The 25,543-nt window shown below is 39.5% G+C and carries 17 protein-coding genes; 7 read left to right on the top strand and 10 right to left on the bottom strand.

Annotation, left to right across the window (positions count from 1 at the left end):
- Positions 1-12: 12 nt before the first annotated feature.
- Positions 13-1,563 carry a tryptophan halogenase family protein gene (locus KO495_RS10250; protein ID WP_215980306.1) on the top strand — a complete coding sequence of 517 codons (1,551 nt, stop codon included), beginning with the start codon at positions 13-15 and terminating at the stop codon, positions 1,561-1,563.
- 124 nt (positions 1,564-1,687) lie between these two features.
- On the opposite strand, the gene KO495_RS10245 is transcribed toward KO495_RS10250, so the two are convergent.
- The 5 genes from KO495_RS10245 to KO495_RS10225 form a co-directional block, all read right to left on the bottom strand.
- On the bottom strand, positions 1,688-2,095 hold the full coding sequence (locus KO495_RS10245; RefSeq protein ID WP_215980305.1) for a YbaN family protein: 408 nt from the start codon (positions 2,093-2,095) through the stop codon (positions 1,688-1,690).
- Positions 2,092-2,682: a biliverdin-producing heme oxygenase gene (locus tag KO495_RS10240; RefSeq protein ID WP_215980304.1), complete on the bottom strand. Its 591-nt coding sequence runs from the start codon at positions 2,680-2,682 to the stop codon at positions 2,092-2,094. Before KO495_RS10240 ends, KO495_RS10245 begins: the two co-directional genes overlap by 4 nt.
- Positions 2,683-2,807: 125 nt before the next feature.
- Entirely contained in the window at positions 2,808-5,432 is a 2,625-nt protein-coding gene (locus KO495_RS10235) for a TonB-dependent receptor (RefSeq protein WP_215980303.1), read from the bottom strand.
- Positions 5,433-5,535: 103 nt separating this feature from the next.
- Entirely contained in the window at positions 5,536-6,486 is a 951-nt protein-coding gene (locus KO495_RS10230; RefSeq protein ID WP_215980302.1) for a FecR domain-containing protein, read from the bottom strand.
- Between the two features lie 17 nt (positions 6,487-6,503).
- The gene (locus tag KO495_RS10225; RefSeq protein ID WP_215980301.1) at positions 6,504-6,971 is read right to left on the bottom strand and encodes a sigma-70 family RNA polymerase sigma factor; all 468 of its coding nucleotides are present in this window, start codon (positions 6,969-6,971) and stop codon (positions 6,504-6,506) included.
- A 264-nt stretch (positions 6,972-7,235) separates the two neighbouring features.
- On the opposite strand from KO495_RS10225, the gene KO495_RS10220 reads away from it, so the two are divergent.
- The 3 genes from KO495_RS10220 (at position 7,236) to KO495_RS10210 (ending at position 10,664) form a co-directional block, all read left to right on the top strand.
- Entirely contained in the window at positions 7,236-7,610 is a 375-nt protein-coding gene (locus KO495_RS10220) for a BlaI/MecI/CopY family transcriptional regulator (RefSeq protein WP_215980300.1), read from the top strand.
- The gene (locus KO495_RS10215; protein ID WP_289847617.1) at positions 7,603-8,934 is read left to right on the top strand and encodes a M56 family metallopeptidase; all 1,332 of its coding nucleotides are present in this window, start codon (positions 7,603-7,605) and stop codon (positions 8,932-8,934) included. Before KO495_RS10220 ends, KO495_RS10215 begins: the two co-directional genes overlap by 8 nt.
- A gap of 269 nt (positions 8,935-9,203) precedes the next feature.
- Entirely contained in the window at positions 9,204-10,664 is a 1,461-nt protein-coding gene (locus KO495_RS10210; protein WP_215980298.1) for a diguanylate cyclase, read from the top strand.
- A 136-nt stretch (positions 10,665-10,800) separates the two neighbouring features.
- Here KO495_RS10210 and KO495_RS10205 read toward each other — a convergent pair whose 3' ends face one another.
- The 3 genes from KO495_RS10205 to KO495_RS10195 all read right to left on the bottom strand — a co-directional run bounded on the left by KO495_RS10205 (position 10,801) and on the right by KO495_RS10195 (position 17,856).
- Positions 10,801-14,085 (bottom strand): S41 family peptidase, encoded by a 3,285-nt coding sequence (locus KO495_RS10205; protein WP_215980297.1) that lies wholly within the window; start codon positions 14,083-14,085, stop codon positions 10,801-10,803.
- A 244-nt stretch (positions 14,086-14,329) separates the two neighbouring features.
- Positions 14,330-16,186 (bottom strand): alpha-amylase family glycosyl hydrolase, encoded by a 1,857-nt coding sequence (locus KO495_RS10200; RefSeq protein WP_215980296.1) that lies wholly within the window; start codon positions 16,184-16,186, stop codon positions 14,330-14,332.
- Positions 16,186-17,856, bottom strand: coding sequence for an alpha-glucosidase family protein (locus tag KO495_RS10195; RefSeq protein WP_215980295.1), 1,671 nt, complete (start codon positions 17,854-17,856; stop codon positions 16,186-16,188). The genes KO495_RS10200 and KO495_RS10195 overlap by 1 nt, the downstream gene beginning before the upstream one ends.
- A gap of 282 nt (positions 17,857-18,138) precedes the next feature.
- Here KO495_RS10195 and KO495_RS10190 point away from each other — a divergent pair, with 282 nt between their 5' ends.
- The 3 genes from KO495_RS10190 to KO495_RS10180 all read left to right on the top strand — a co-directional run bounded on the left by KO495_RS10190 (position 18,139) and on the right by KO495_RS10180 (position 23,385).
- Positions 18,139-20,682 (top strand): TIM-barrel domain-containing protein, encoded by a 2,544-nt coding sequence (locus KO495_RS10190; RefSeq protein WP_354668382.1) that lies wholly within the window; start codon positions 18,139-18,141, stop codon positions 20,680-20,682.
- A 42-nt stretch (positions 20,683-20,724) separates the two neighbouring features.
- Positions 20,725-21,756: a glucokinase gene (locus KO495_RS10185; protein ID WP_215980294.1), complete on the top strand. Its 1,032-nt coding sequence runs from the start codon at positions 20,725-20,727 to the stop codon at positions 21,754-21,756.
- Between the two features lie 177 nt (positions 21,757-21,933).
- Complete coding sequence (locus KO495_RS10180; protein ID WP_215980293.1) at positions 21,934-23,385, top strand: MFS transporter; 1,452 nt, start codon at positions 21,934-21,936, stop codon at positions 23,383-23,385.
- Between the two features lie 113 nt (positions 23,386-23,498).
- Here KO495_RS10180 and KO495_RS10175 read toward each other — a convergent pair whose 3' ends face one another.
- Positions 23,499-24,521, bottom strand: a complete 1,023-nt coding sequence (locus KO495_RS10175) for a LacI family DNA-binding transcriptional regulator (RefSeq protein ID WP_215980292.1) — start codon at positions 24,519-24,521, stop codon at positions 23,499-23,501.
- Positions 24,522-24,731: 210 nt separating this feature from the next.
- The gene (locus tag KO495_RS10170) at positions 24,732-25,400 is read right to left on the bottom strand and encodes an outer membrane beta-barrel protein (RefSeq protein ID WP_215980291.1); all 669 of its coding nucleotides are present in this window, start codon (positions 25,398-25,400) and stop codon (positions 24,732-24,734) included.
- Positions 25,401-25,543: the final 143 nt, after the last annotated feature.

Here is a 25,543-nt window from a genome sequence, read left to right as displayed (position 1 = left end):
GAAGGTTCGCGAATGCAAAATAGCACTCAAAATAATGCACAAAATAAAACTAATAGTCGCGTTAAAAACACAATCAAAAATATCGTTATTGTTGGCGGTGGCACCGCAGGTTGGATGACAGCCGCATTGTTGATAAAAACCTTAGGTAAGTCGTTAAATATTACCTTAATTGAATCTGATAATATTGGCACCATTGGTGTTGGCGAGGCGAGTATTCCCCCTATTGTTAACTTTAATAGTGCAATAGGTATTGATGAAAAAACCTTCATTAAAGAAACTCAAGCAACCATAAAACTCGGTATAGAGTTTACTGACTGGGGTCAACACAATAATAGCTATATGCACGCCTTTGGCAGCATAGGAAAAAAATTCGCATTCTGTGACTTTCATCATTTTTGGCTAAAGGAACAGCAACAAAATAACGCTATGCCAGTAAACGCTCATAAGAGTTTTTGGGATTACTCACTTAACTATCAGGCAGCTAAACAAAACAAGTTTGCACCTATTCATAATATTCCTAACACAAACCTACCGGGTATTGCTCATGCTTACCATTTTGATGCAGGTTTATACGCTAAATTTATTCAAAAGCACTCGATGAGCATGGGCGTAAAGCGTATTGAAGGAAAAGTGATGCACGTTAATCAACATCACGACACTGGCTTTATCAAAAGCCTAGTATTAGCAAACGGTGAGCAGATTACAGGAGACTTATTTATTGATTGTAGCGGCCTTAGCGCATTGCTTATTGAAAAAACACTCAATACTGGTTTTGAAGATTACTCTCATTGGTTGCCTTGTGATCGTGCTATTGCCGTACCTTGCGAAAAAATAACACCTATTGAACCATATACTCGCTCTAGTGCACATGCTGCTGGTTGGCAATGGCGTATTCCACTGCAACACCGAACCGGCAATGGTTTAGTTTACTCAAGTAAACACCTCAGTGATGAACAAGCAAAAGCGCAATTACTCAATAACCTTGACGGCAAACCGCTAGGGGAGCCTCGAGTTATTTCCTTTAAAACAGGCCGTCGTCGTAAGCAGTGGCATAACAACGTGATTGCTATTGGCTTATCTAGTGGTTTTTTCGAACCCCTTGAGTCGACTAATATTCACTTAATTCAAACGGCAGCGATACGCTTGTTAAAGTTTTTTCCACATAATGGTATTGAACAAGCCGCCGTTGATGAGTTTAATCGCCAAGCAAAATCTGAGTTAGAAGCTATTCGTGATTTTATTATTATGCACTACAAACTCAACAACCGAGGCGACAGTGAGTTTTGGCGTACCTGTCAGCGCATGCAAGTGCCACCATCATTAGCCAATAAAATAGCGTTATTTAAAAAAACAGGGAATGTATTTTGTAAGCCTGATGATTTATTCACTGAAATAGCATGGCAACAAGTGATGATAGGGCAAGGCATTATTCCTGAGGATTATCACACTTTAGCTGATACCTTATCTGAAGAGCAACTTAGCGACTTAATGACAAGCTTGAAAACCCTCATTACCCGCACTGTTGAAAAACTACCAAGCCATGATGATTTTTTGCTTGCATAGTTTTTTCCTTTTTAGTGGTGTTGTATATTGAAGGTAGTTGTTCGAAGTAGTCTTTTAGATGCTGCAGCCATAAGCCGATTTAATGATGTAGCCTGCTATATCAAATAATAAAGCGTGATAAGTATCAATGTTGAAGCTCATTTTGAGGCACTTGTGATGGCCGAGCAACTAGGTAAATCATAATAATAACCTCTATTGCGGCCACTAAACTCACAACCCACCAAGGTGCATTACTTAAAGATAAAATAATTAACCCTGCGAGCATACTCGCTCCAGCAAACCATTTCGCTTTTATCGGCACTACTTTATGTGCCTGCCAATGACGCAAACTTGCGCCATAGCGAGGGTGATTGAGTAACCAAGCCGTCAGTTTTGGCGATGAGTGTGTAAAACACGCCAATGCCAAAATGAAAAAAATAGTGGTCGGCATTACTGGCAAAACAATACCAATAATGCCCAATCCAACCAGAGCTAAGCCCAGTAGTTGGTAACCAATATTTTTATAGGAGACTAAAGTTACCTTTAAATTCATGAATAAACTTGTGCCTGATAAAGTTGAAAACGGGTAAACGCTTGGCGAGCACCATTAATCAGTGCTTGCTCTTGTGCTGCGGTTAATTCAATAGTGTCAATTAATTGCACTAAGTGACGCCATGCGCTGCCACGTCCAGCCCCTGGGCCAGCTAAATAACGTGCAGCAAACTCTCCTGTATAGTGTAGACGAGCTTGCGCTTGTTTTCCTAACATTGCAGCACCAACTTTTGAGCCTTCTACAACATATAGCCAACCAAGCGCAGTTGCTAGGTCGGTATTATTATCAATAAGTGGCACAAGCGTGCTAGTCGGAAGCCTGCATTCTAAGTCAATAAAGTCTTGTTCTAATAAGCCAAGACGGCGACGTGAAACTAAATCATCAATGTGTTTACTTAATTGTGTATGCTCATAGAGTGCGGAGACATCTTTTAAAAAATAATATTGTAGTGATAAAAATTTCACATAATTATCAACATTCGCAAATGGGTCTTTTTCCATAATGCTTTTGTCGATATTGTCATGTAAATCGGCAGTGCCTTGTCGAAGTGCTAGTGCCCGAGATGAGGCGCTTACTGCTGCTGTCATGTTTTACTTCCTTAACGGTGTTTTGGTGGTTTATAACAATAATTTTTACTGTGCTGTTACTTGTATAAAAGTATTTTTTCTTTGATATAAACAAGCTTGAGCCGCGGTTTAACTGTCCTAGCACTTTATATTTTGATTTCAAGACCTAGAGTAATCGTACGTCCGGGCTCAGGCATAGCAACAATTGAACCAGATGAAACGATATAGCGATCAGTCAAATTGGTTACTGTGGTGTAACCACTAATAGTGTCGTTAAATTGATAGTCAACATAGAAATCAAGCTGATAACTGGCTGGAATTTTTTTAACGGCTTTTGCGCCAGTACCACTTAAAAAGCCACCGGGGTGTTCTTTGGCAGAATGGCCTTTGTAAATAAAGCCCGTATCGAGTTTATCGTTTAATAACTTCTTACCAAGCGAGACGACAAGATTTCTTTTAGGTGGAATGCGTAGCGGTGTTAAGCTACCTGAAAACCCCTGATTATTGCACTTTTCAACGCCTTCAAGCTCAGCATACTCACTAGAGCACATTTCTATATCTGTATAATTGGTATATGAAAGCGTGCTGTAAAATAGGTCGCCTTGATAATCAATGCTAAGTTCAATCCCTGGTAATTCAAATGAATCGTAGTTAGTAAAGGTATAAGCAGAAGTTTGCCACTCTGTTGCATTAGGGTCTTTATTAGGTAAATTTCCAGTAGCTAGCATATTTTCAATACGCGTATCAAAATAGCTAGCTGATAGCGTTAACTTATCTCCGGGCGTTAGCGTATTAACAAAGCTGCTCTCAACTCCAAATTCAAAAGTATTAGTATTTTCAGGTGTTACAGGGTAATACGGAGAGTATGAAAACACTTCATTAGAAACCGTGGTTTCATAGAGGTTTGGCATTCTATAAGCTTTACTATATTTAAATTTTAGTGCGGTATTGCTTAGCACACTATAATAAACCTGTGCCGTTATATCGGTTTTAGGATCAAACTCTTGGCTTAACCCCGTCTGGTTATCTGTCGTTTTTGAGTCATGATGGTTCAGGTTAAGCGACAGTTCAACTGGCTCTAAATCAATTTGTGCATTAACAAATACACTGCGCACGGTTTGTTTACCATCACGTGAGGTCGTGAGGTCGCCGTAAAAATCCTCTACTGATCCTGGTTTTGGCTTTAGGTTTTCGTCTTGCCAAGACGCACCATACATTAGGGTAGTTGGTATAGTGGCGAGGTTAAAAGATGATGAATTATAGATACCTAAACCCTGACGTTGATTGCTGTACTCATGAAAGTACTGCAGAGCATTTGGACCAAAGTTACTCCCTAAGGCATTATATTGCGCTAACTTGGCCTCTGTTGCCCAAGCGTTAACTTTCAAATCAACTAATGCATTGTTGGCTGGTAAATAACGATACAAAGCGCTAGCACTATTAACTTTAGCGGTACCTGGCTCCCATTGTGGCATAGTTTCAATGCCCGCAGGCACTTCACCATATTCACCATTTGGCAATATCCAAAAATCACCTTCTCTTTGCTTATGCCAGTATGAAGTCAGCATTTCACCAGCTTCTTGTTGATGATGACGAGTATTTAACTCTATTTCATGCTCATCATTAAAGGCATACTGTACTTTGGCGAGGTAAGATTCACTTTCAAAACTGGTATTTACCACTTCTCCACCTTGGTTGACTGGCGGCAATATATGCCCCCACGGGTATTCTTCAACAAAGTGGTCATAACCATTTTTGCCCGCAAAGTAGTTACCAATTTTTTTATTACTGTAAGCAAAAACGGTTTTAAGCTTGTCTGTTTGATAGGCGCCAGCAGCCATAATGCCGCCATTATCAAAATCACTACTACTATTATTATTGCGAACCTGGTAATACTGCTGTTGGTTAGCATCATCGCTAACAGTTGGAGTGTGATTATTGTTGTATGTTTTTAGCTTTATTAACGCACCGACACTTTGACCCGATTTAAGAATATCGTTGGTGTTTAAGGTGGTAATATTAACCGTCCCCCCGATAGCACCAGCATTGAATAAACTGCCCTTAACCGATGAGCCTTTTTCAACAGAAACTGTGCTGATAAAATCTGAGTCAATGTAACTGCGATCAGATGTGCCCATATAACCACGGTTAGTGTGAGTTGATTGCAAACTACCATCAATAAACACCGGTACTCGCCCTTCGCCTTGTACACCGCGAATACCAATATCAAGCGCCCCCGCTTCATTACGTATATTGTTTGCTTCAATACTGGTATGGGTTGAGAAAATATCTGAGTTTGAACTACCCTTGGTACGCTCTAATTGCTCGCGATTAAGGTTAATTTGCTGACCTTTAACTACGATAACTTCAATATCACGTCGTGGCTCATTAAGACTGGCTGAATAAGCAGGCAACTCAACAATGGCAACATCACTCTCGGCTGTGGTGTCAGCTGCTTTAAGAATAATATTATTACCCACTATTTCAGCAGTTAGTTCTGTACCTTGTAAGACTCTCGTTAAAGCATCACGTACCGTTCTTTGGCCATCTAACGTAGGCGCTTGTATGTTTACCAACAAACTTGCGTCGGCAATTAAGCTCATATTGGCTTGCTCAGCAAGTTGATTAAGCGCCTGACTAAGTGGCTGCTGAGCAATATTAAAGCTGACTAGGTTTGCCCTAGTTTGAGCAGCCAAAGGCTGAGCTAAAAGCAGTCCTAAAGCAAGGGTAAGAGTGGTTAGCTTTAAGCTGTGTTGCGTGGAGGTGAACATTACAATGATTCCATATAGAGCAAATGTGTTTATATGAAAACGAATGAGAATGCGAATCCCTCAATGTTTTTTTGATTTTTTTTGCGGTTATTTTAAGTCACACTTAACTTTTACTTATAACCACCTGATTATTATTGCTTTTAATATTTACGGGCAAAACATGTGGCAATAAATTTAAAAAATTATCGAGCTCTGACGCATTGAAGGTACCAGATAGCATCATACTACTAACGCTATGCTCGCTAAACTTAAAATTAGCATCGTGATAACGGCTAAATTCTGCACATACTTCGTTCAATGGCACGTTATTAAAGACTAAACGACCACTACGCCAAGCATCAACAAGTTGTGGATTCATATTGAGTACTTCAACACCGTGCTCACTAAGCACTGCTTGTTGACCCTGTACTAATTCAACTGCAGGCTCCCCATAGCGAGTGCTTTGCACTTTTACACGCCCGTGCTCTACACTAACTCGCGTACTGTCAACTTTGCTATCAACACTAAAGCGTGTGCCTAATACGGTAATATCGGCTCTATTTGTATTAATAATAAAAGGCCGCTGTGGGTTCTTTGCCACATCAAATAACGCCCTACCTTGGCTTAAATGACTCACGCGCTGCTTAGCATCAAACGCTAAGGCAAGCTGTGTTTGTGCATCTAAGCTAAGCTTACTACCATCAGGAAGATTAAAGTCAATTTGTTCATCTCGAGCAGATTGATAGTTAGCAGTAAAGTTGGAATCAGTATTTCCCCCAAAGTAGTAACTAGTTAGGCTGACCATTAAAATTGTGACACTGGCAGCGATGGCCAACACTTTTCGAATAGGAGAAAGTGTAACTGCTTTATTAATCGCAGCGGTTTTACCCTCGCCTAATTGTGCAAGTAGCTGGTCAACTTGCTGACTTTGTTGATAAGCATCGTAGTGATCCGAGCTTTCGTTTAGCCAACGTAAAAATGCCTGTTGTTGTTTTGCATTTAGCCCTGTTCGTTGTAACTCGAGCCACTGGTTAGCTTGCTGTTGTAATTGCAATGGTGTTTGCTGACTTGTCATTGTTGTGATTCTCGTACTTATTTTTTTAATACATCACGACATGCAAGCATGGCCGTCGCTAAATGTTTTTCAACCATACTCACTGAAATAGCCATTTGTTCAGCAACCTCTTGGTAGCTTAAGTTTTTAAACTTATATAAGACAAAGGCTTGTTTGGTTTTCAGTGGTAACTTTTCAATGCAAGTATAAAGCAAATTGAGCTGTTGTTGACTCGCTAATTTTGCTTCTGGCTCATAATCGCATGGCGCTATAAGTTCACGTTCTTCAGGCTCAACAAATTTTTTATTGCGACGGTAGTTATCAATCACAATATTTTTTGCCGTCGTGAAAAACAGTGCCCGTTGGTGATTATCATCAGGCTGTTCTTGTTTAATACGGCGACTAAGTAAACGAGCATAAGCTTCTTGTACTATGTTTTCTGCTTTACTACGACAGCCCACTGAGCGAGAGATAAAGCTTAAAACCTCAGTGTAATATCTTTCCAATGTACACCCATCTGTTTCTAAAAAGGAGCAGGATGCTACCAGTAAAGAAGGTTAATAACAATCATTATCGTTTACATGCAATATATGAGGGTGGAAAATTATCAAATATTGATATTGTTACCCTAACGCTCAGCGTTACGCTCTTTAAAACTCTGCTATAGAGAATGATTGTGATGATGCAGCAATAATAACTTGACACAAAGAATTACGGATGTAATCTATAAGGATAAATTACATTTGTAATCAAAAGTTATAGGAGTTGTTATGACCGAAATTAGTAATGCTGAATTTGAAGTACTCGATGCACTGTGGCAACAAGCACCTGCCAGCGCTAATGAGATTATTGCACGCTTAAATCAACATAAAGAATGGCATGAAAAAACCGTAAAAACTTTACTCAATCGCTTAGTAAAAAAACAAGCGATTAGCTTTGAAAAGCAACAGCGCCATTATTTATATTCACCGTTAGTCGAGCGTGATGCTTACACCCTAAAAGAGAGTCAGAGCTTTATCGAGCGAATGTTTAGCGGAAAAATAACGCCTTTAGTGGCTAACTTTGCGAAACAGAATGATTTGAACAAAGAAGATGTCGCCGCACTTAAAGCACTGATTTCTGACTGGGAAAAAAATAATGATTAGCGACTTAGTAGCTTTATTAGTCAACGCGTTATTACCTCTAACATGCATTCTTATGTTTATTTTAATGATTCGTCAATCGTTGAGGCAAAACACTGATGCCAAAAACAGCTATCGCTTATGGCTATTACTGCCTTTATGCTTAGTTATTACGCTTACGCCTATTGCTGCAAGTATTATCAACGAGGTTATTCGCTTTGGAGGTTATGGCTTTAACGATAGCTTTACCCATAACTCAATACAGGCTTACATCGTTAAGCCAACCTTAACGATTAACCAACACTTGAGCCATAATGTCTCAATTGAGTTAACACTTTTTAGTATTTGGCTACTGGGCTTTTCTATGCTCGCAGGTTATTGGTTAACCTTGCATGTTGATTATCAAAAAAAGTTAATGCTCAAACCAGCAAGCCATCATGCGTTTACTCAAGAAATTAAAAAACTCAACCGCAGCACTAACTCTTTGACACTTGCGCAAAGTAGCCATGTTCATAGTCCAATGTTAATGGGGTTGTTTAAGCAAATCTTAGTTATTCCTGAGGATTTTAACGAACTTTATACCCCAGAGCAGCAACAGCTGATTATTGCTCATGAAGTTTGTCATTTTTCTCACCACCATATGTGGGCGAACCAAGTCGCGCTTTTGCTCTTAGCGTTATTTTGGTTTCATCCGCTAGCTTGGCGAGCTTATGCAGCATTTCGCCAAGATCAAGAGCATGCCTGCGATCAATTTGTTTTATCGCGAAAACAGACTCAGTCCAGGATCGAATATTGTAAAGCCTTAGTAGTAGCGGCTGAAACCTCACCGCCTAATGCCTTTACATTAATGAGTTTCAAACACAATGGAGAACAATCTTTTATGTTTAATCGTATCGAACAAATCAAAAAAATGGACCATAAAAAGCCTATCAGTAAAGTCGCCATGTTAGCACTAGTAACATTACTATCAACATCATTAGTGGCTGGGGTTACCTATGCCAGTAGCCAATTAAAGGAGGCACAAAAACAAGACCACAAACAATTTGAAGTACAGCCAACCCATCGCATTGAACCTAAATATCCTATTGAAGCCGCTAAAGCTGGTACTGAAGGCTCGGTGGTATTAAAGTTTGATGTGCTTGAAAACGGTAGTGTGACGAATGTTGAAGTGGTGAATGCTAAACCTGCTTATGTTTTTGATAAAACAGCGGTAACGGCTTTAAAACAGTGGCGCTATAAAGCGAGTAATAAAGTAACTAAAAACTTATTAGTGCAATTAGATTATTTGATGGATGAATCGTCAACACAACCAGAGCCCCTGATTGAACGCATCAAGGTAAGCAATTGATTTGTTAACTTAACTTAACTTAACTTAGATTAGCTTAACTTAGATTAGCTTAACTTAGCTTAACAAATTAACTGAATGAAAAAATAAAACGATGACGTAGATAAATACTGATGTTATCTACGTCTACTTTACACTAATAAACGCTAACTGAGTGAGTAAGTAGCAACCCCCTAAATATTGCCCCTCGTAAAAGTCGTATAAATAATAATCTGCTCTATACTAAATACTACCCCCGACATAATTATGCTAAACCACAAGGTAGCAGGAAGTTGTTCAATAGGTATTACGCTACAGGTATTATTAAACAGCACTTAACATTTGCCATACAAGTGTTAAGAGGCTTTACATTGTCATTAGCCTTGCTCTGTGTTTTTGGCGCTTTCGCTCAAGAAAAAAACCAGCAGTTAACCTTTTGCGTAGACCCTGACTGGATGCCTTTCGAAGGCGTTATTAATGGTCAACATACTGGTATTGCTAGCGATTACCTTGAAATATTCAAACAGTTAACCCCCTACTCTTTCACGATAAAGCCAAGCCCCTCATGGCATCAAACCATAGAACAACTTCAATCAAACGCTTGTGATTTAACCTTAATGCTTAACAGAACCACTGAGCGTGAAAAATTCCTCTCTTTTTCTATGCCTTATTTTTTCGGTCCTAATGTTTTGGTAAGTAAACCAAACATCCCTTTTATGCAAGGGTTACCTGCAATAGGAGATATGACTTTAGGCGTAGTTTCTGGTTATCGATTGCTGGAAGAGATTCCGCGCAATTACCCTGAAATGAAATTAAAAATAATGGACTCAGAAGCCCAAGGTTTAAAAGCGGTAGAGCAAGGCGAAATCGATGTTTATGCTGGCTCTCTCTATTCCATTAATTTAACAATTAATCAACTAGAGCTAGAAACGCTAAAAATTAATGGCTGGATTTCCTTACAAGACCAACTACGTATTGGTTTTACCAAAGCGAATGCCCACTTAATCCCAGCTTTTAACCAAGCCATCGATCAAATCACCAGTAAACAACACAACACTATTTTAAATAAATGGACCAACGTAAAAATAGTGAAACAAACAGACAACACATTACTGTATTACCTTACCGCTAGCGCCGCCATTATCTTCTTTATTTTTTTATGGCGGAGTCTGGTTAACATGAAAGTGTTCGCAGCATTACATGATAAAAACCAAGAGCTTGAAAAAATAAAAGAAGAATTAACCAAAGCTAATAAAAACCTTGAATATCGTTCATTTCACGATAATTTGACCAATTTATATAACCGACACTATTTTATGTCGACGGTAAAAGACCACTTTAATAATGTACTTAGGCATCAATGTATTTCTGCAATTATGATGATTGACCTTGATTTTTTTAAGAAAATTAATGATGAACATGGTCATAATGTGGGAGATAAAGTGCTTCAGCAATTTTCAACCGTGCTATCTCAAGTATTACGTGCTGGGGATATCGCGGCCAGATGGGGTGGCGAGGAGTTTATTGTATTATTACCTAAAACCACCAAAGTTGACTCGATTGCTTTAGCACAGCGCCTAGTCAAAGCCGTTGATGAAACAGCCTTTGAATTAAACATACACTTAACAATTAGTGTTGGTGTTTCGCAATCAACAGCCAATGATGACATTGCCTCATGGATTGAACGGGCAGATACCGCACTTTACCAAGCAAAAAATGAGGGAAGAAATTGCATTAAAGCATTCGCCGTATAGTAGAAACCGTTAAGAATTAGTTAGTGATTAGTTAATAGCTAGCTAAAAGCCAGCTAAAAAACAGCCATAAAAAAGCCAGCAAAGCTGGCTTTTCAATGTAATGGAATTCACACCAAGTATGAATTAACTTTAGCTGTTATTTAACAATATCATCTGCCGGCTGATCAACTGGTGGAAAAGCTTTAGGTTGCATTTTTCTTATCGGCTGCTTTTTAAGCTTTTTGTTTAAATACTTAAGCGCAGCTTCTAATTGAGCATCTTTACCGTTAAAGGTTTCATGAGGTAAGTTATCCACCTCAATTGTTGGTTTAACGCCATGCCCTTCAACAATCCAGCGTCCATCCATCGCATACACAGGAAACTCTGCCACTCTTGCCATACCGCCATCAGATTGTTGATTAGCACCACGTAACCAAACACCAGCACCCGCTGTTTGTTTACCAATAACAGGAGCAAGCTTATTAGCGATAATACCCGCAGTAAAGGTTTCACCATCGGAGTAGGTCATTTGATCGGCTAATACCACTAAGTGGCCTCTAAAGGTTTGCTGCATGTTAGTGCTTGGCTCACCAATAGGCGACTGCCAAAACATCCATACTCGTCGTAACAGCTTTTCAATAATCCAACTATCAATATTACCACCACGATTACGGCGAACATCAATAATCAAACCCTCTTTATTAATTTGATGATAAAACTCACGCGCAAAACTGGCAATATCATTACCGCCCATGGCATGTAAATGTAAGTAACCTATATTAGTATTGTTAGCACTGACCTTAGTTTGGTTATAGTTAACCCAATCCTGATAACGCAATTGATAATCTTTGCGGGTACTTACAGGGACAACAACGGTTTTATGCACATTATCACCACGTATTAGCGCTAATAATACTTGCTTACCCGTTTGATTGCGTAAAGCAGCGTTCACTTGAGCAATATTGGTAACTTTACGACCATTAATACTTTCAATAATGTCGTTATTATTAACATCTACGCCAGGCTGGTTTAATGGCGAGTTCATCAAAGGTAATTCTGAGTCGGTTTGATAAATATGCTCAACTATAACGCCAGCGGCTGTTTGTTTAAGGGCTGCTCCCAATGTTGCGGTTTTAGCGGCGCTGTTGTCTTTGGCATAATCGCCACCACGCACTTGCGAGTGAAGAGCGTTTAACTCACCCATCATTTGCTTAAAAATATCGTTAAGCTCGTGACGGTCGGTTAAGCGATTTAATAATGGCTCATATTTGGCTTTTACAGCCTGCCAATCAAGGCCGCGCATATTGGCATCATATAAGAAATCACGATGCATTAACCACGCATCATGAAAAATTTGCTGCCACTCTTGTTGAGGGTTAATCAGTAACTGCCAGCTAGCAGTATCCACAGTCAAACCTGCGGTTTTAGCAGGGAAGTTACCATTAGCGTCAACAATCAACATTTGATTACTTTTAGCTTTACGAACAAAAACTTGTTTGTTGTCTGCTGTTAATTGGTAGTCGGCAATGTCCTTCACTAAAGACTTAAGTTTAGCGTCAGTTTTTATTTCAATTGCATGTAAGCTCGGGCTATTACCTGCCCCCGTAGCCCGGTCTAATAGATATAAATGTTTATCCGTAACTGATAGCTTATTAAAGTTACCTGACGGTACGGGTACTTGCCATAATGTTTCACCCAGTAATTCCCAACTTAACTGTTCTTGCGCTGTTGTTACAGAGCTATCTTTACTTTTTGAGTCTGCTTTCGCTTGCTCTTTTGCTTCTTTATCACTGCGTGCTTGTGCCGCTAACAATTCATTATTTGGCTGGAATGGAAATTGTGCATTTGCCGTTAACGGGTAAGCAAAAATTTGGCTGCGACGATCAAAAACTGCTCCCATCACTCTGTCACCCCAAGGTGATGATGGTGTCGCGTTAAAATGTCTGTCTGAGAGAAAATATAACCACTGACCATCTGGGCTAAACGCCGGCGAATAAGCATTATATTTATCTGTGGTAAGTAACTTACCTTTATTGTCAGCAATACTAAAAAGTTCAATGCGACTACGTTGATCTTTTTGTTTTGAGCGAGTTAACGCTAAATAATGACTGTCACTTGACCACACCACATCTTGAAAAGGGCTTAAGCCGTCATTGTTCTCAAGTAGTTTTTTATTTTCACCTGAATCTATATCAAGTAACCATAAATTACCGGCCTTATCATCATGCGCAATTTTCTTTCCGTCAGGCGATAAGTGCATATTCCAGCGGAAAATATTACCATCATTAGTTAACTGTTTAGCATTGTCTGAGCCATCAGCAGCAAACTGCCAGATTTCTAACTCACCGCTACTATCATTGATGGCGTAAACCCATTGTCCGTCATGGCTTAAAATAGCATTGCGCGTTCGTGACGTTGGTGGGGTAAACACTTCGATTAAACGTGATTTATCAGTACTGGCTATCGCAACTTTACCACGCGCGGTAATGGCCACTTTAGGTAATGATGAAATGGTTGCCGAGGTTAAGTGTTTTAGTGGCTTATTTACCCACTTCTCTCTCAAGTTAGGTAAATCAGAGCTCAACTGAATATCAAGAGTTGTAACGTTTTTAGAAGCTAAATCCAATATTTTTAAATCAGCCCCTTGTTGAAAAATAATACGGTTTTCATCAAGTCCAGCAGAACGAACTGGCCACTCTTTAAAATGAGTAACTTGTTTTAATTTTTCACCGCGGGTATTCATTTGCCAAATATTATCAGCACCGCTGGCATCACTAATGAAATAGACGTTATTGTCAAAATACATAGGCTGACGAACATCGCCATGATGTTTACTGGTCAACAGTTTTGCTTCTTTATTACCCTCTAATTGAAAGCGCCATAACTCACCTTGGGCACCACCGCGATAAATTTTAGCGTTATCAGAAGAGACTTGTAAGCCAAATTGCGTAAAAAATAGCGTATTGTTTTTTTCATCAATACTGCCTTCAATGGCGTCGGCTAACGGAATAAAGCTTGTTTGAAATGTTTCAGGATTAACGGTTTTTAAAGTCCAGTTCCCTGTTGGTCCAACACGGCTATTCGTTGCATATAAAATACTGCCGTCACTGTGCCAACCTTGCAAACGCACATTGCTGTTTTCAAAAGTAACGCGCTTCGCTACACCGCCGGCAAGTGCAATAACGTAAACTTCCGTTGAGCCTTCATAGTTGGCAGTAAAGGCAAGCCATTGACCATCGGCAGAAATACGCGCTTGTTTTTCTTCAGCAGGATGAGTAGTTAAACGTTTAGCCGAGGAGTTTTTTAAGGAGTAATGCCATAAGTCACCCTCAGCAGTAAATACAACATTATCACCTTGTAATGTTGGCGAGCGGTAATAGCCTTGTTGCGCAGAGGCAAACTGACAGAGTAAAACACAGCAAAGGCCAATAAGCTTTTTCATCTTCTATCCTTTTTATTAATACTTATATTTAAGACTATTATGCTTTCGCCACTAACTTCTATTGAAGCTACAGGCATGATTAGACAGCTAAACAGATCTTAATTTGTGTGAGAATCAACACTATATTAACAAATAACATCTAAGATAGAGCAGTTTTTTATAAACAAGTAGAAATAGCTTGAGCGTAACATTATGCGCGCAAGCTATTTTTCGGTGGGCTGTGATTAGATTTGCTGGGCTATGATTAAAGTTGGTAAATAGCAAAGCTCAACGCTGCAATTTCATCTGAACTACCACTATTCACTGAACGATAAATTAGCTGAACATCACTTTGCTTCATAACCTTGGTCAGAGGTTGAGCTTGTGTCGCGGTATTAAAAACAACTAACAACTTTTGTGACTTTTTATCACTATTCTCAGTTACTTGATAGTCTCGGGTTATCGCAAAAATACCGGCACTATCTTGAGCATAAACAACCTCTTGTTGACCAAAACGTAATGCAGGATATTGCTGGTATAACGCAGCATATTCACTAAAGCGCTGATAGAAGGGGTGACTAACATCAAAGTTATTATCGGCAGTGCTGTTATCCGTTGCTAATAAATCATCATCATTATAACTCGCTACTTTTGAGGGCATCATATCTTGGCGAGAAGCTTGATCACCACCATCTCCGACAAAGCCCTGTTCGTCGCCATAATAAATTACTGGCACACCACGGCTAAAAAACATCATCGCGTGGGCAAGTAAGTTACGCTCTATTTGCGCAGCTTCACTGTAATTTTTCGGGCTATTTTTGAGCATATAGGCAAAACGCCCCATGTCATGATTACCCGTAAAGTTAACCAACTGATTAGCATTACTGTTGTTACTTTGATAAAGGTGATCTTGAGCAAATAATTTTGCTAAAACATCGGTGCCTTGTTGCTGCACTAGCGTTTTTTCCATTGCGCCTTGAAAAGCAAAATCAAGTACCGAGGGAATTTTCGCTTCGGTGGTAAAACGGCTTAAAAGCTCAGGTTCAAAACTATACACTTCGCCAAACATGAAGAAGTTTTTAATCCCTTGCGCTTTAGCGTGTTGCATTAGTGCAGGTGAAAACGCTTGCCAAAACTCAATATTAACGTGTTTTACCGTATCAATACGAAAGCCATCAGGTTTAAATTCATCAATAATATTTTTATAAATATCAATCATGCCAGCAACAACCTGCGGATGTTGAGTATATAAATCATCAAGACCAGCAAAATCACCACGAACCGCACTCTCACCCTGCCAAAATGAATCCCCTTGGTTATGGTAATACTTAAGATCATTTAACCATGTAGGTGATTTAATCGCTTCTTCACCCAGTGGAATTAACGGTGTGTAACGTTCGCCCTGTGCGAGTTGTTCACTTGACTTAAAAGGACAGTCGTCGCCTTTTACTAACCAAGCATTTCCAGCTTTACCATGACACTCTTCATACTTAATCACGTCAGCGGTGTGATTAGTAATAATATCAAAAAAAACTTTAATATTGCGTTGGTGAGCTTGGTCAATAAAATGCTTTAATTCGGCATTACTGCCTAGGTGAGGGTCAATTTCAGTAAAGTCTAAAATCCAATAGCCATGATAACCTGAGGTACCCGCCTGAACAGCGCGATTACGCAAAATAGGCGTTAACCAAATAGCGCTAATACCCATGTTATCAAGATAGGGTAACTTTTCAGTTAAGCCGATTAAATCACCGCCGTGATACATGCCTTTATGCGTTGGATCAAAACCACCACGTGATAAAGCACGCTGAGTATCGCTAAGTGATGCACCAAAATCATTAGCCGCATCGCCATTATAAAAGCGATCGGGTAACACAAAGTAAAACACCTCATCTTGAAAGTCGCGTTCTTGATAAGGGCGAAGATCTTTAGCTTTAGCGACCAAAGTGCTAGTAGCTACGGACAATTGATTGTGGTTAGAGCTGCTGTCAACACTTGTATCAGTAGTAAGGTTCGCTGCTAATGTCAAAGCGCTAACGCTAAAGCTAAAAGCTAACACTAAACCAGCTTTGCTCAGAGCAGGATTTACTCTACGTATTATCTTTGCCAGATTACTTTTCATCAGCTACTCGCTTTGTTTACAGTGTTTAATTTGCCATAAAAACAACCAAACGCAGGTATTAGCAGAATGTTATTAGTAAGAGTGGCTACCGCCAGTTTATGACCTTTTACTTCATTTAAGTTTTCGGTATTAATGTCAAGTTCACATAAAGCATTAAATTGTGAAATATCGACTTTTTGCTCTTGCTCACTGAAGTTAAAACAAACTAATAACTGCTCACCTTGATAATGGCGAACAAAAGTTAACAAAGGCTCTGCTGTGTTAATAAAACTAATATCACCGTAACATAACGCTGGCTGTTGCTTGCGCCAGCGATTGAAGTGTCGATAGCTATTTAGCACTGAATCAATATCTTCTTCTTGTAAGTCAACCGCATTAGCTACGTGGTCTTTCGATACCGGCAACCAAGGTTTAGCCTCACTAAAGCCGCCATTAGCTAAGTCATGCTGCCATGGATGCGGAGTACGACAACCATCTCGGCCTTTAAATTGTGGCCAGAAAGTAATCCCGTAAGGGTCTTGAATATCTTCAAACGCAATATCGGCTTCTATTAAGCCCAGCTCTTCACCTTGGTAACTACAAATACTACCGCGTAAAGAAGCAATCATGGCAAACAACATTTTAGCAAAGGTTTTACTTTTGTAGCCTCCCCAGCGAGTGACTACACGTTGCACATCATGGTTTGAAATGGCCCAACAAGGCCAACCATCGGCAACTCGCGCCTCAAGAGTTTCAACTACTTGTTTGATATAACTTGCGCTAAAGTTATCGGTAAGTAAGTCAAAGCTATAGCCCATATGTAAACGCTCGTTACCTTGCGTATATTCAGCCATGGTTTTTAGTGAGTCTTCTGACGATATTTCACCTAAGGCAACGCTACCCGGATACTTATTAAGTAAACGTCGAATATCTTCCATAAAGCCTAAGTTTTCATCTTGGGTGTTGTTGTAATAGTGATACTGGTAGGCATAAGGATTTTTCTCATCAAAACCAATATTCGTTCTCAACTCTTTTGGTTTTGCCGGGTTATCTCGTAACTGAGCATCGTGATAGCAAAAATTAATCGCATCAAGTCGAAAGCCATCAACACCGCGCTTTAGCCAAAATTCAATATTGTCTAATACCGCTTTTCTTACCTCATCATTATGAAAGTTAAGATCAGGTTGACTCGATAAAAAGTTATGTAAATAGTATTGCTGGCGACGAGGATCCCATGTCCAACCACAACCACCAAAAATAGAAAGCCAGTTATTAGGTGCTGTGCCGTCTGGAGAAGCATCGCTCCATACATACCAGTCAGCTTTATCGTTAGTTTGATCTTCTCTTGAGTCAATAAACCACTGATGCTGGTCTGAGGTATGGCTAAGTACTTGATCAATCATAATCTTAATACCGCGCTCATGCGCCTTGGCAACTAACTCATCAAAGTCAGCTAAAGTACCAAAAATAGGATCGATATCACGATAATCGCTAATATCGTAACCAAAGTCTTTCATTGGCGACTTAAAAAATGGCGAAATCCAAATAGCATCAACCCCTAAACTGGCAATATAATCTAACTTGCTAATAATACCAGGAAGATCACCAATGCCGTCTTGATTAGCATCACAGAAGCTACGCGGATAAATTTGATAAATAACTGCACCACGCCACCACATTTGTTCACTCATTTGAAAACCTCAACATTTGCGCCAATTGAGCCACTTAAGCCTATTGCTTGTAAAAAGTGCCATCAACACGGAATAATTCTTTCAAATAAGAATACGCAATTAAAAACGTAGGTAATAGTCTCTGCATACGTATGTATAGGCTTTATAAAAAATTACATACGTATGTAATTTTTTCGCTAATACTTAATATGACTTGCATACGTATTCAAGATGCTGGCAAGACAATACTAAGGTTATCATCTTGAATACTGACCAATTACCACTCTCACTTAAGGTATTACTTTGCGTTCTCTATTATTTAAAAATTTATCGCTATGCCTGTTATCTGTTTTATGTATTCTTACATCAGGCAGCGTCAATGAAGTACTCGCGAGCGAGTCTCTTAATAATAACCACTACCTTAGTCACGAAATAAAAAATAATAGTCTAGTCATTAATACTAAGCTAGGTCGTGTCAGCTTAAGCAATTACAGCGGTGCGGTAGAAGTGGTATATCAAATAGAGCAATCAAAATTTCCTGCGCAGCAACTCCCCTCTTTTGCTATAAAAGAGCAAGCGCCAAAATCTAGTTTTAGTACCAAAGACAGCCAAGAGCAACTCACCTTTACAACGAAGCAGTTAACCGCTGTTATTCAAAAGTCACCTTTTGCCATCCGTTACTATCAGCAAAATAACCAACAACCAAGTAAACTACTCTTAGCGGAGGAGTCTGGTTACTTTAGCGGTTCAGTTAAGGAAAATGAGCAAAATATTGCAGTACAAGGCTTTCGTTTTCACCTTGACGATACCGAAAAACTACTCGGTGGTGGCGAGCGCGTTCTTGGTATGAATAGGCGTGGCCATGCTATGCCTTTATATAATAAAGCCCACTATGGCTATACCACCGAATCAAGCCAAATGAATTTTGGCTTACCCGCAGTTATGTCGAGTAACAAGTACATTGTCTTATTTGATAATTCAGCCAAAGGCTACTTAGACCTAGCAAATGCTGAGCAAAACATTATGCAATTTTCAGCCGTTTCTGGTCGTATGGCATACCTTGTTTTTGCCGGAGAAACCTACCCTGAGTTAATTAATAACTATGTGAATGTCACAGGAAAACAGCCGCTACCTGCCCGTTGGACATTAGGAAATTTTGCTTCTCGTTTTGGTTACCGCAACGAACAGCAAGTGAGAGGCACGGTAAAAAAATTTGTTGATTTAGACATTCCTCTTGATGCACTCGTACTCGATTTATATTGGTTTGGTAAAGATATTAAAGGGCATATGGGTAACTTAGCTTGGGATAAAGACACTTTTCCTACGCCCCAAAAAATGATGATAGATATTAAAGCACAAGGGGTGAAAACCGTTTTAATTACTGAGCCTTTTGTTTTAACTACATCAAGTAAATGGCAAGAAGCAAGCGAGCAACAAGCGTTAGCGAAAAATGCTGATGGAGGCCCTAAGCGCTTCGACTTTTATTTTGGAAACACCGGTTTAGTCGATGTTTTTAGTAACCAAGGTCAACAATGGTTTAATAATATTTATACCGATTTATACCAACAAGGCGTGACTGGCTGGTGGGGCGACTTAGGCGAGCCTGAAGTGCATCCAAGTGACACCTTACATACCTTAAGCGATAACAGTGTGGTTAATGGTGATGCTATTCATAATGCTTACGGCCATCAGTGGGCTAAAATGGTTTATAATAACCAATTAGCCATTAACCCTAACGAGCGACCTTTTATTTTAATGCGTTCAGGGTTTTCGGGCTCACAACGCTACGGGATGATCCCATGGACAGGTGATGTTAGTCGTTCTTGGGGCGGATTAAAGCCACAAGTTGAGTTAAGTTTACAAATGGGTATATTAGGCATGGCCTATACTCACTCTGATTTAGGGGGCTTTGCTGGCGGGGAAAGCTTTGATAAGCAGTTATACATTCGTTGGTTACAATACGGTGTTTTCCAACCTATTTATCGCCCCCATGCACAGGATAACATTGCTGCAGAAGTAGTCTTTCATGATAAAAATACCCAAGATATTTTACGAAAATTTATCAAACTCAGGTATCAACTACTGCCTTACAACTATAGCTTAGCGTATCAAAATAGTCGCACTGGCATGCCGCTAATGCGCCCACTGTTTTTTGAAGACGAGGCAGACATAAGCCTCATAGACAATAAGCACAGCTACCTATGGGGCGATGCTTTTTTAGTGACCCCAGTCGTTAATCCTGACGTTAAGCATATTGAAGTCGACTTACCTGCTGGCGTTTGGTTTGAATACTTTCCAGCAGAGCACAAACCAAGCCCTAAATACCAAGGAAAACAGACCATAACCCTTGCCACCGATATCAATACCTTACCGGTGTTAGTGCGAGCGGGTTCTTTTATTCCTATGGTTGATGCAATTCAGTCAACTGAAGATTATCAGCACAGCAGACTAAACTTACACTATTATGCGGATTCATCTGTAACTTCCGCTCGCTATGAGATGTATGAAGATGACGGAAAAACTGCACACGCTATGGATAAAGGTTTATTTGAATTACTGCAATTTGAGGCTGAACAAAAAGCGCAAAAACTTACTATTAAGCTCTCTCGTAAAAATCAGCTTAATAGCCTCAATAGTTCACTGAACAAAATCAATAGCGGTTTTGGTTATCAAGGTATGCCACAAGAGCGCATTATCACAATGGTGATCCATAATTGGCAAAAGCCGCCAACAGCGATTCATTTAAACAATAGCGCCATTACTAACAGCGTTTGGCATGAAAAAAACAAAACATTAACGGTAAAGTTCAGCTGGCAACATCAACCAGCAACGCTAACTTTACTTTAAATGACAAAAAATTAATCATTATACTTTAACGATAAGCAACTTATGAAAACTACTCAACAAGCTAACAATAACAATACGGTTAATCTTATTGCCGATATTGGTGGTACTAATATTCGCCTTGCACTCGCAACACCAGATGCTAGCGCTGCCATGAAAGTAAAAATATCTCACATTGAAACTTACCAATGCGAAGCTTTTGATAGCCTCACTGAGGTACTAAAGCACTATATTGAAGAGAAACAATTAGCTTCCTTTCGTGTTAATGCTTGTTTGGCTATTGCTTGCCCAGTAGATAATGACTTAATTAGCATGACAAACTTACCTTGGCAGTTTTCACAAAAAAACCTTAAAGAAACGCTAAACCTAAACAGCTTACGTTTTATTAATGACTATACCGCAATCGCTATGGCTATTCCGTTATTGTCAGAACAACAAAAAGTTAAAATTGGCGGTGGTGCTACCGTTGCAGGTAAACCGATAGCGGTATGCGGCCCTGGCACAGGTTTAGGAGTCGCTAATTTGGTGCCTATTAAGGCTGCTGGTGATACACAATGGCATTGCTTTAGCGGTGAGGGAGGACATATTGACTTTGCCCCTATCAATGACACCGAACAAAAAGTACTTAACTTTATTCAACAGATAAAAAAACGTGTTTCATACGAGCAATTACTGTCAGGTTTTGGCTTAGAACAAATTTATCAAGCCCTGTTATGGATAACACAAGGCAAAGAAATCACCACAGTAAAAGAGAAGCTATCCGCTAAAGATATTACCAGTAAAGCTATCGATAAAAGCTGCGAAGTTTGCGAGCAGTCACTTACCCTTTTTTGCAATGTATTAGGGAGCTTTGCTGGTAACCTTGCTCTGATTATGGATAGTCAAGGTGGTGTTTATATTGCTGGAGGTATTGTCCCTCGCTTTATCGACTACTTAAAAAATAGTGACTTTAGGGAACGCTTTGAGACTAAGGGCCGTTTATCATATATTACCGAGCAAGCGCCAACCTACGTAATAACCGAAGAACAACCAGGCTTACTTGGCGCCGCTGCAGTAATTTTACAAGGTGAAATGTAACATCCTGAATACGTATGTAAGCGCTAGAGCTAAAACGACAAAGTGCGTATATTAAAGCTCAACCAACAGCACAACACACGTTATTTGACATCTCTTGGTGTAACACATTATTACTCTCCCAGTAATAATGTGTTTTTTCAAATTTCTCAGCGAAAATTATAATAAAGAGTGCCTTAAATGAGCAACATTAATAACCAACACAAGCCCCGCCTAAGTTTTTGGCAAATTTGGAATGTAAGCTTTGGCTTTCTCGGTGTACAGTTTGGCTTTGCATTACAAAATGCTAATGCGAGCCGCATATTATCTGACTTAGGGGCTGATCTACATTCATTATCACTATTTTGGCTAGTAGCCCCAATTATGGGTTTGATTATTCAACCAATTGTTGGCGCTGCTTCGGATAAAACGTGGAACCGACTAGGTCGCCGTAACCCTTATATTTTGGCCGGTGGTATTGCCGCAGCTATTGGTATGTTACTAATGCCAAATTCAGCAACACTCGCCAGCTTTATAACACCTTTATTGTTTGGCGCTATGATGCTAGCAGTGATGGATGCTTCTTTTAACCTAGCTTTTCAACCATTTAGAGCTTTAGTTTCTGATATGGTACCTGCTCAGCAGCGAAATATTGGTTACTCAATACAGTCATTTTTAATTAATTTAGGCGCTGTCTTTGGGTCAATATTACCTTTTGTACTCACCAATGTTGTTGGTTTAGAAAATACCGCTAGTGCTGGCAACGTTGCCCCTTCGGTAATTTGGGCGTTTTATTTAGGCGCCAGTGTTATGTTGGGTTCAGTATTGTGGACCGTATTACGTACCAAAGAGTATGCCCCTGGTACTCATGGTTTAGCGCCAATAGAAACACAAGTAAAACCCTTGTCACTATTTGAGAAATTATTAGGATTTTTCTCATTAATGAAAACCATGCCAAGCACTATGAAGCAGCTAGCTTTAGTGCAGTTTTTCTCTTGGTTTGCGCTTTTCATTATGTGGGTTTATACCATGCCAGCAATAACTCAGCATATTTGGGGAGTAGAGGCAAAATGGTTTGATCCTACCTATTTAAATAGTATCGGCGTAATACCAACCAATATTGCTCAAGCGAAAGGAGCCGCTGGCGACTGGGTCGGTATTATTTTTGCTGCTTATTCATTATTTGCAGCAATAGCGTCACTCTTTATGGCTAAAGTGGCTAATGCTATTGGTAGAAAGTTAACATATAGTTTATCACTGCTAGCAGGCGCTATAGGCTATTTAAGTATTATATTATTACAAAGCCCTGAACTCGTTTTAGTTAACTTAGGTATTACCCAAATATCAGTACCTCATGGTGCCGTATTATTGCTACTACCTATGATAGGTATTGGCATTGCATGGGCAGCTATATTAGCAATGCCTTATGCTATTTTAGCGGGCTCGCTGCCAGTGAAGCAAACTGGGGTTTATATGGGAATATTTAACTTTAGTATTGCTGCGCCGCAGATAGTTTCAGGTATTTTAGCTGGTTGGATACTAACAACAGTTTTTGATAATCAAGCCATTTATATCATGATGCTCGCAGGCGTTTCGATGTTACTTGCCGCATTATCCGTTTATTTTGTAAAAGAAACTGCTGAACAAACATAAACACTCAGGTGTGGGCAAGCACCAATCATCGATGCTTATAAAGCCAAGGGCTATTTTATATAGTTACTTGGCTTTTTAGGTTTAAGAGAAACATTTATTAAGCCGAGCTCAGGTTAACTAGCACAAGACTTTCGCATTACCAGCTCAGGAGGAATTAGCGTCGTACTCGCCTCTTCACCATGAATCAAACTCAACAATGTATTTACCAGTAACTCTCCTGCCAGCTTAGTATCTTGCTTAACCGTTGTTAAGGGTGGAAAGGTAAAACTCGCTATCGCGATATCATCAAAGCCAACCACAGAAACTTGCTCCGGAATTTTAAAACCATGCTCCTGTAAAGCACGCATTGCACCAACTGCAATCAAATCACAAGCAGCGCAAATAGCATCAAAACTTTCACCGCTATTAATCAATCGACAAGCGGCTTGATAGCCAGACTCTTCAGTATACATAGCATTAAATTGCAGCGCTGGGTTTACCGTCAACTGATGTGCTTTTAATGCCTGACAGTGACCTTTATAACGCTCAAAAAACTCTGGAGCATGACTTGAAGCACTGCCTAAAAACGCAAAGCTTTTTCTGCCGAGTTTAATTATATGCTCAGTAATTTCTTTGCCACCAGTGAAGTTATCGCAGCCTACAGAAATAATGGGTAAATGCTTAACTTCAGCGCCCCAACGAACAAAATGAGTACCTTGGTCAAGCAGTTTGACCAATTTTTCTTCGTAATCAACATAGTCGCCATAGCCAAGTAAAATAAGTCCATCAGCTTTATTACTGTCTTCAAAATCGGCGTGCCAATCTTCACTGGCTTGCTGAAAAGAAACAAGTAGATCATATCCTTTACTTGCACAAGCACGTGTAATGCTACCAAGCATAGATAAGAAAAATGGGTTTATTGCTGAGTCGTCATTAGTCGGATCCTCAAACAATAATAACGCAATGGTATCACTTTGCTGAGAGCGTAAATTACTGGCATTTTTATCAACCTTATAATTTAACTCTTTTGCTATCGCTTGGATTTTACTGCGCGTCGCGGCATTAACCAAGGGGCTATTACGTAATGCCCTAGAGACCGTTGATTGAGAAACACCTGCTCTATAAGCAATATCAAATGACGTAGACTTTTCTTTCACACCAAGCACCTAAAAGAACAAAAACTCAACAGAATATACCTCAGTGCTATTAACATGTATAGCTGTTAACAACTTAGTAAACCAACAAATACACGTAACAAATACAGGCATAGTACGGTTCAATAATAAAAAGACCTTACCTAAAAAACAAAAAACCTAAATAACTTACGTTTATTTAGGTTTTTCGATGAAAACGATAAAGTAAATCGTTTAAAACATTGAACCAAATTCAAGGTGAAATATGCCTAAATTTGCATTATCAGAACTACTTAAGTCAATCCAGCTTTGCTGATAACTAGCACGAAAGAACATGCTGTTATCTAACTCGTAACGTACGCCTGCGGCAACATTGTAAGAAAAGCGAGTATCGTTAAAAGTGTTTTGGTAGCTATCGCAGACGTAACCCCACCACGGATCCCACCAACAAATAGAGTTTGGTGGCCCCTTAGCGATATTACTATCAAGGTAACTCCAACCAACACCTGCTTGAACAAACGGTGTAAAACGCTCAGTCATAAAGTGATACACCACATTAAACTGACTTTGCATCACATCCATTTCATGATTAACGTTATAAGGGCTCCCGCCATCATCAACGAAAGTAGCATCATACTTAGGCGTCAACGCTGAAAATTCAAAATTTAATAAAATGTGTGGATTGAGGTTATAACCTAAGGTAAAGCCCCAACCAACATCGCTATCAATTTCAACACCACTACCGTTTTGCCCATCTATAGAAGTTGATTGACTACTCAAAAGCGCAAAAGAGCTTTCCCACTTGCCATCACGTTTGGTGTAATTGGCTGCTGAGCTAGCACTAAAGCCTGTGGCTAACATGCCAATAACGCTAGTGATTAATAGTATATTTTTATGACTCATAATCTTCCTTGTGCTTCGTAATAACGATTAAACTAAAATGAAAGACGGTAGCTATTAAATTCTAAAAAACAGGTTACTTAACCTGAACTGGGTTTAAGAGATATTTAACAAATTGAAATATCAGCAAAAATTATTTTTCTGAA

The sequence above is a fragment of the Colwellia sp. D2M02 genome, from assembly GCF_018860755.1.
Lineage (GTDB): Bacteria > Pseudomonadota > Gammaproteobacteria > Enterobacterales > Alteromonadaceae > Colwellia > Colwellia asteriadis.
Note: the sequence above shows the minus strand (reverse complement) of the source record. Positions and strands in the feature narration are given on the sequence as shown.

What these genes read in the sequence shown, in the direction of transcription:
- KO495_RS10245 (WP_215980305.1), bottom strand. Translation starts at nt 2,095, where the DNA reads ATGAATTTAAAGGTAACTTTAGTCTCCTATAAAAATATTGGTTACCAA.
- KO495_RS10240 (WP_215980304.1), bottom strand. Translation starts at nt 2,682, where the DNA reads ATGACAGCAGCAGTAAGCGCCTCATCTCGGGCACTAGCACTTCGACAA.
- KO495_RS10195 (WP_215980295.1), bottom strand. Translation starts at nt 17,856, where the DNA reads ATGAGTGAACAAATGTGGTGGCGTGGTGCAGTTATTTATCAAATTTAT.
- KO495_RS10250 (WP_215980306.1), top strand. Translation starts at nt 13, where the DNA reads ATGCAAAATAGCACTCAAAATAATGCACAAAATAAAACTAATAGTCGC.
- KO495_RS10230 (WP_215980302.1), bottom strand. Translation starts at nt 6,486, where the DNA reads ATGACAAGTCAGCAAACACCATTGCAATTACAACAGCAAGCTAACCAG.
- KO495_RS10180 (WP_215980293.1), top strand. Translation starts at nt 21,934, where the DNA reads ATGAGCAACATTAATAACCAACACAAGCCCCGCCTAAGTTTTTGGCAA.
- KO495_RS10170 (WP_215980291.1), bottom strand. Translation starts at nt 25,400, where the DNA reads ATGAGTCATAAAAATATACTATTAATCACTAGCGTTATTGGCATGTTA.
- KO495_RS10205 (WP_215980297.1), bottom strand. Translation starts at nt 14,085, where the DNA reads ATGAAAAAGCTTATTGGCCTTTGCTGTGTTTTACTCTGTCAGTTTGCC.
- KO495_RS10200 (WP_215980296.1), bottom strand. Translation starts at nt 16,186, where the DNA reads ATGAAAAGTAATCTGGCAAAGATAATACGTAGAGTAAATCCTGCTCTG.
- KO495_RS10235 (WP_215980303.1), bottom strand. Translation starts at nt 5,432, where the DNA reads ATGTTCACCTCCACGCAACACAGCTTAAAGCTAACCACTCTTACCCTT.
- KO495_RS10215 (WP_289847617.1), top strand. Translation starts at nt 7,603, where the DNA reads ATGATTAGCGACTTAGTAGCTTTATTAGTCAACGCGTTATTACCTCTA.
- KO495_RS10185 (WP_215980294.1), top strand. Translation starts at nt 20,725, where the DNA reads ATGAAAACTACTCAACAAGCTAACAATAACAATACGGTTAATCTTATT.
- KO495_RS10220 (WP_215980300.1), top strand. Translation starts at nt 7,236, where the DNA reads ATGACCGAAATTAGTAATGCTGAATTTGAAGTACTCGATGCACTGTGG.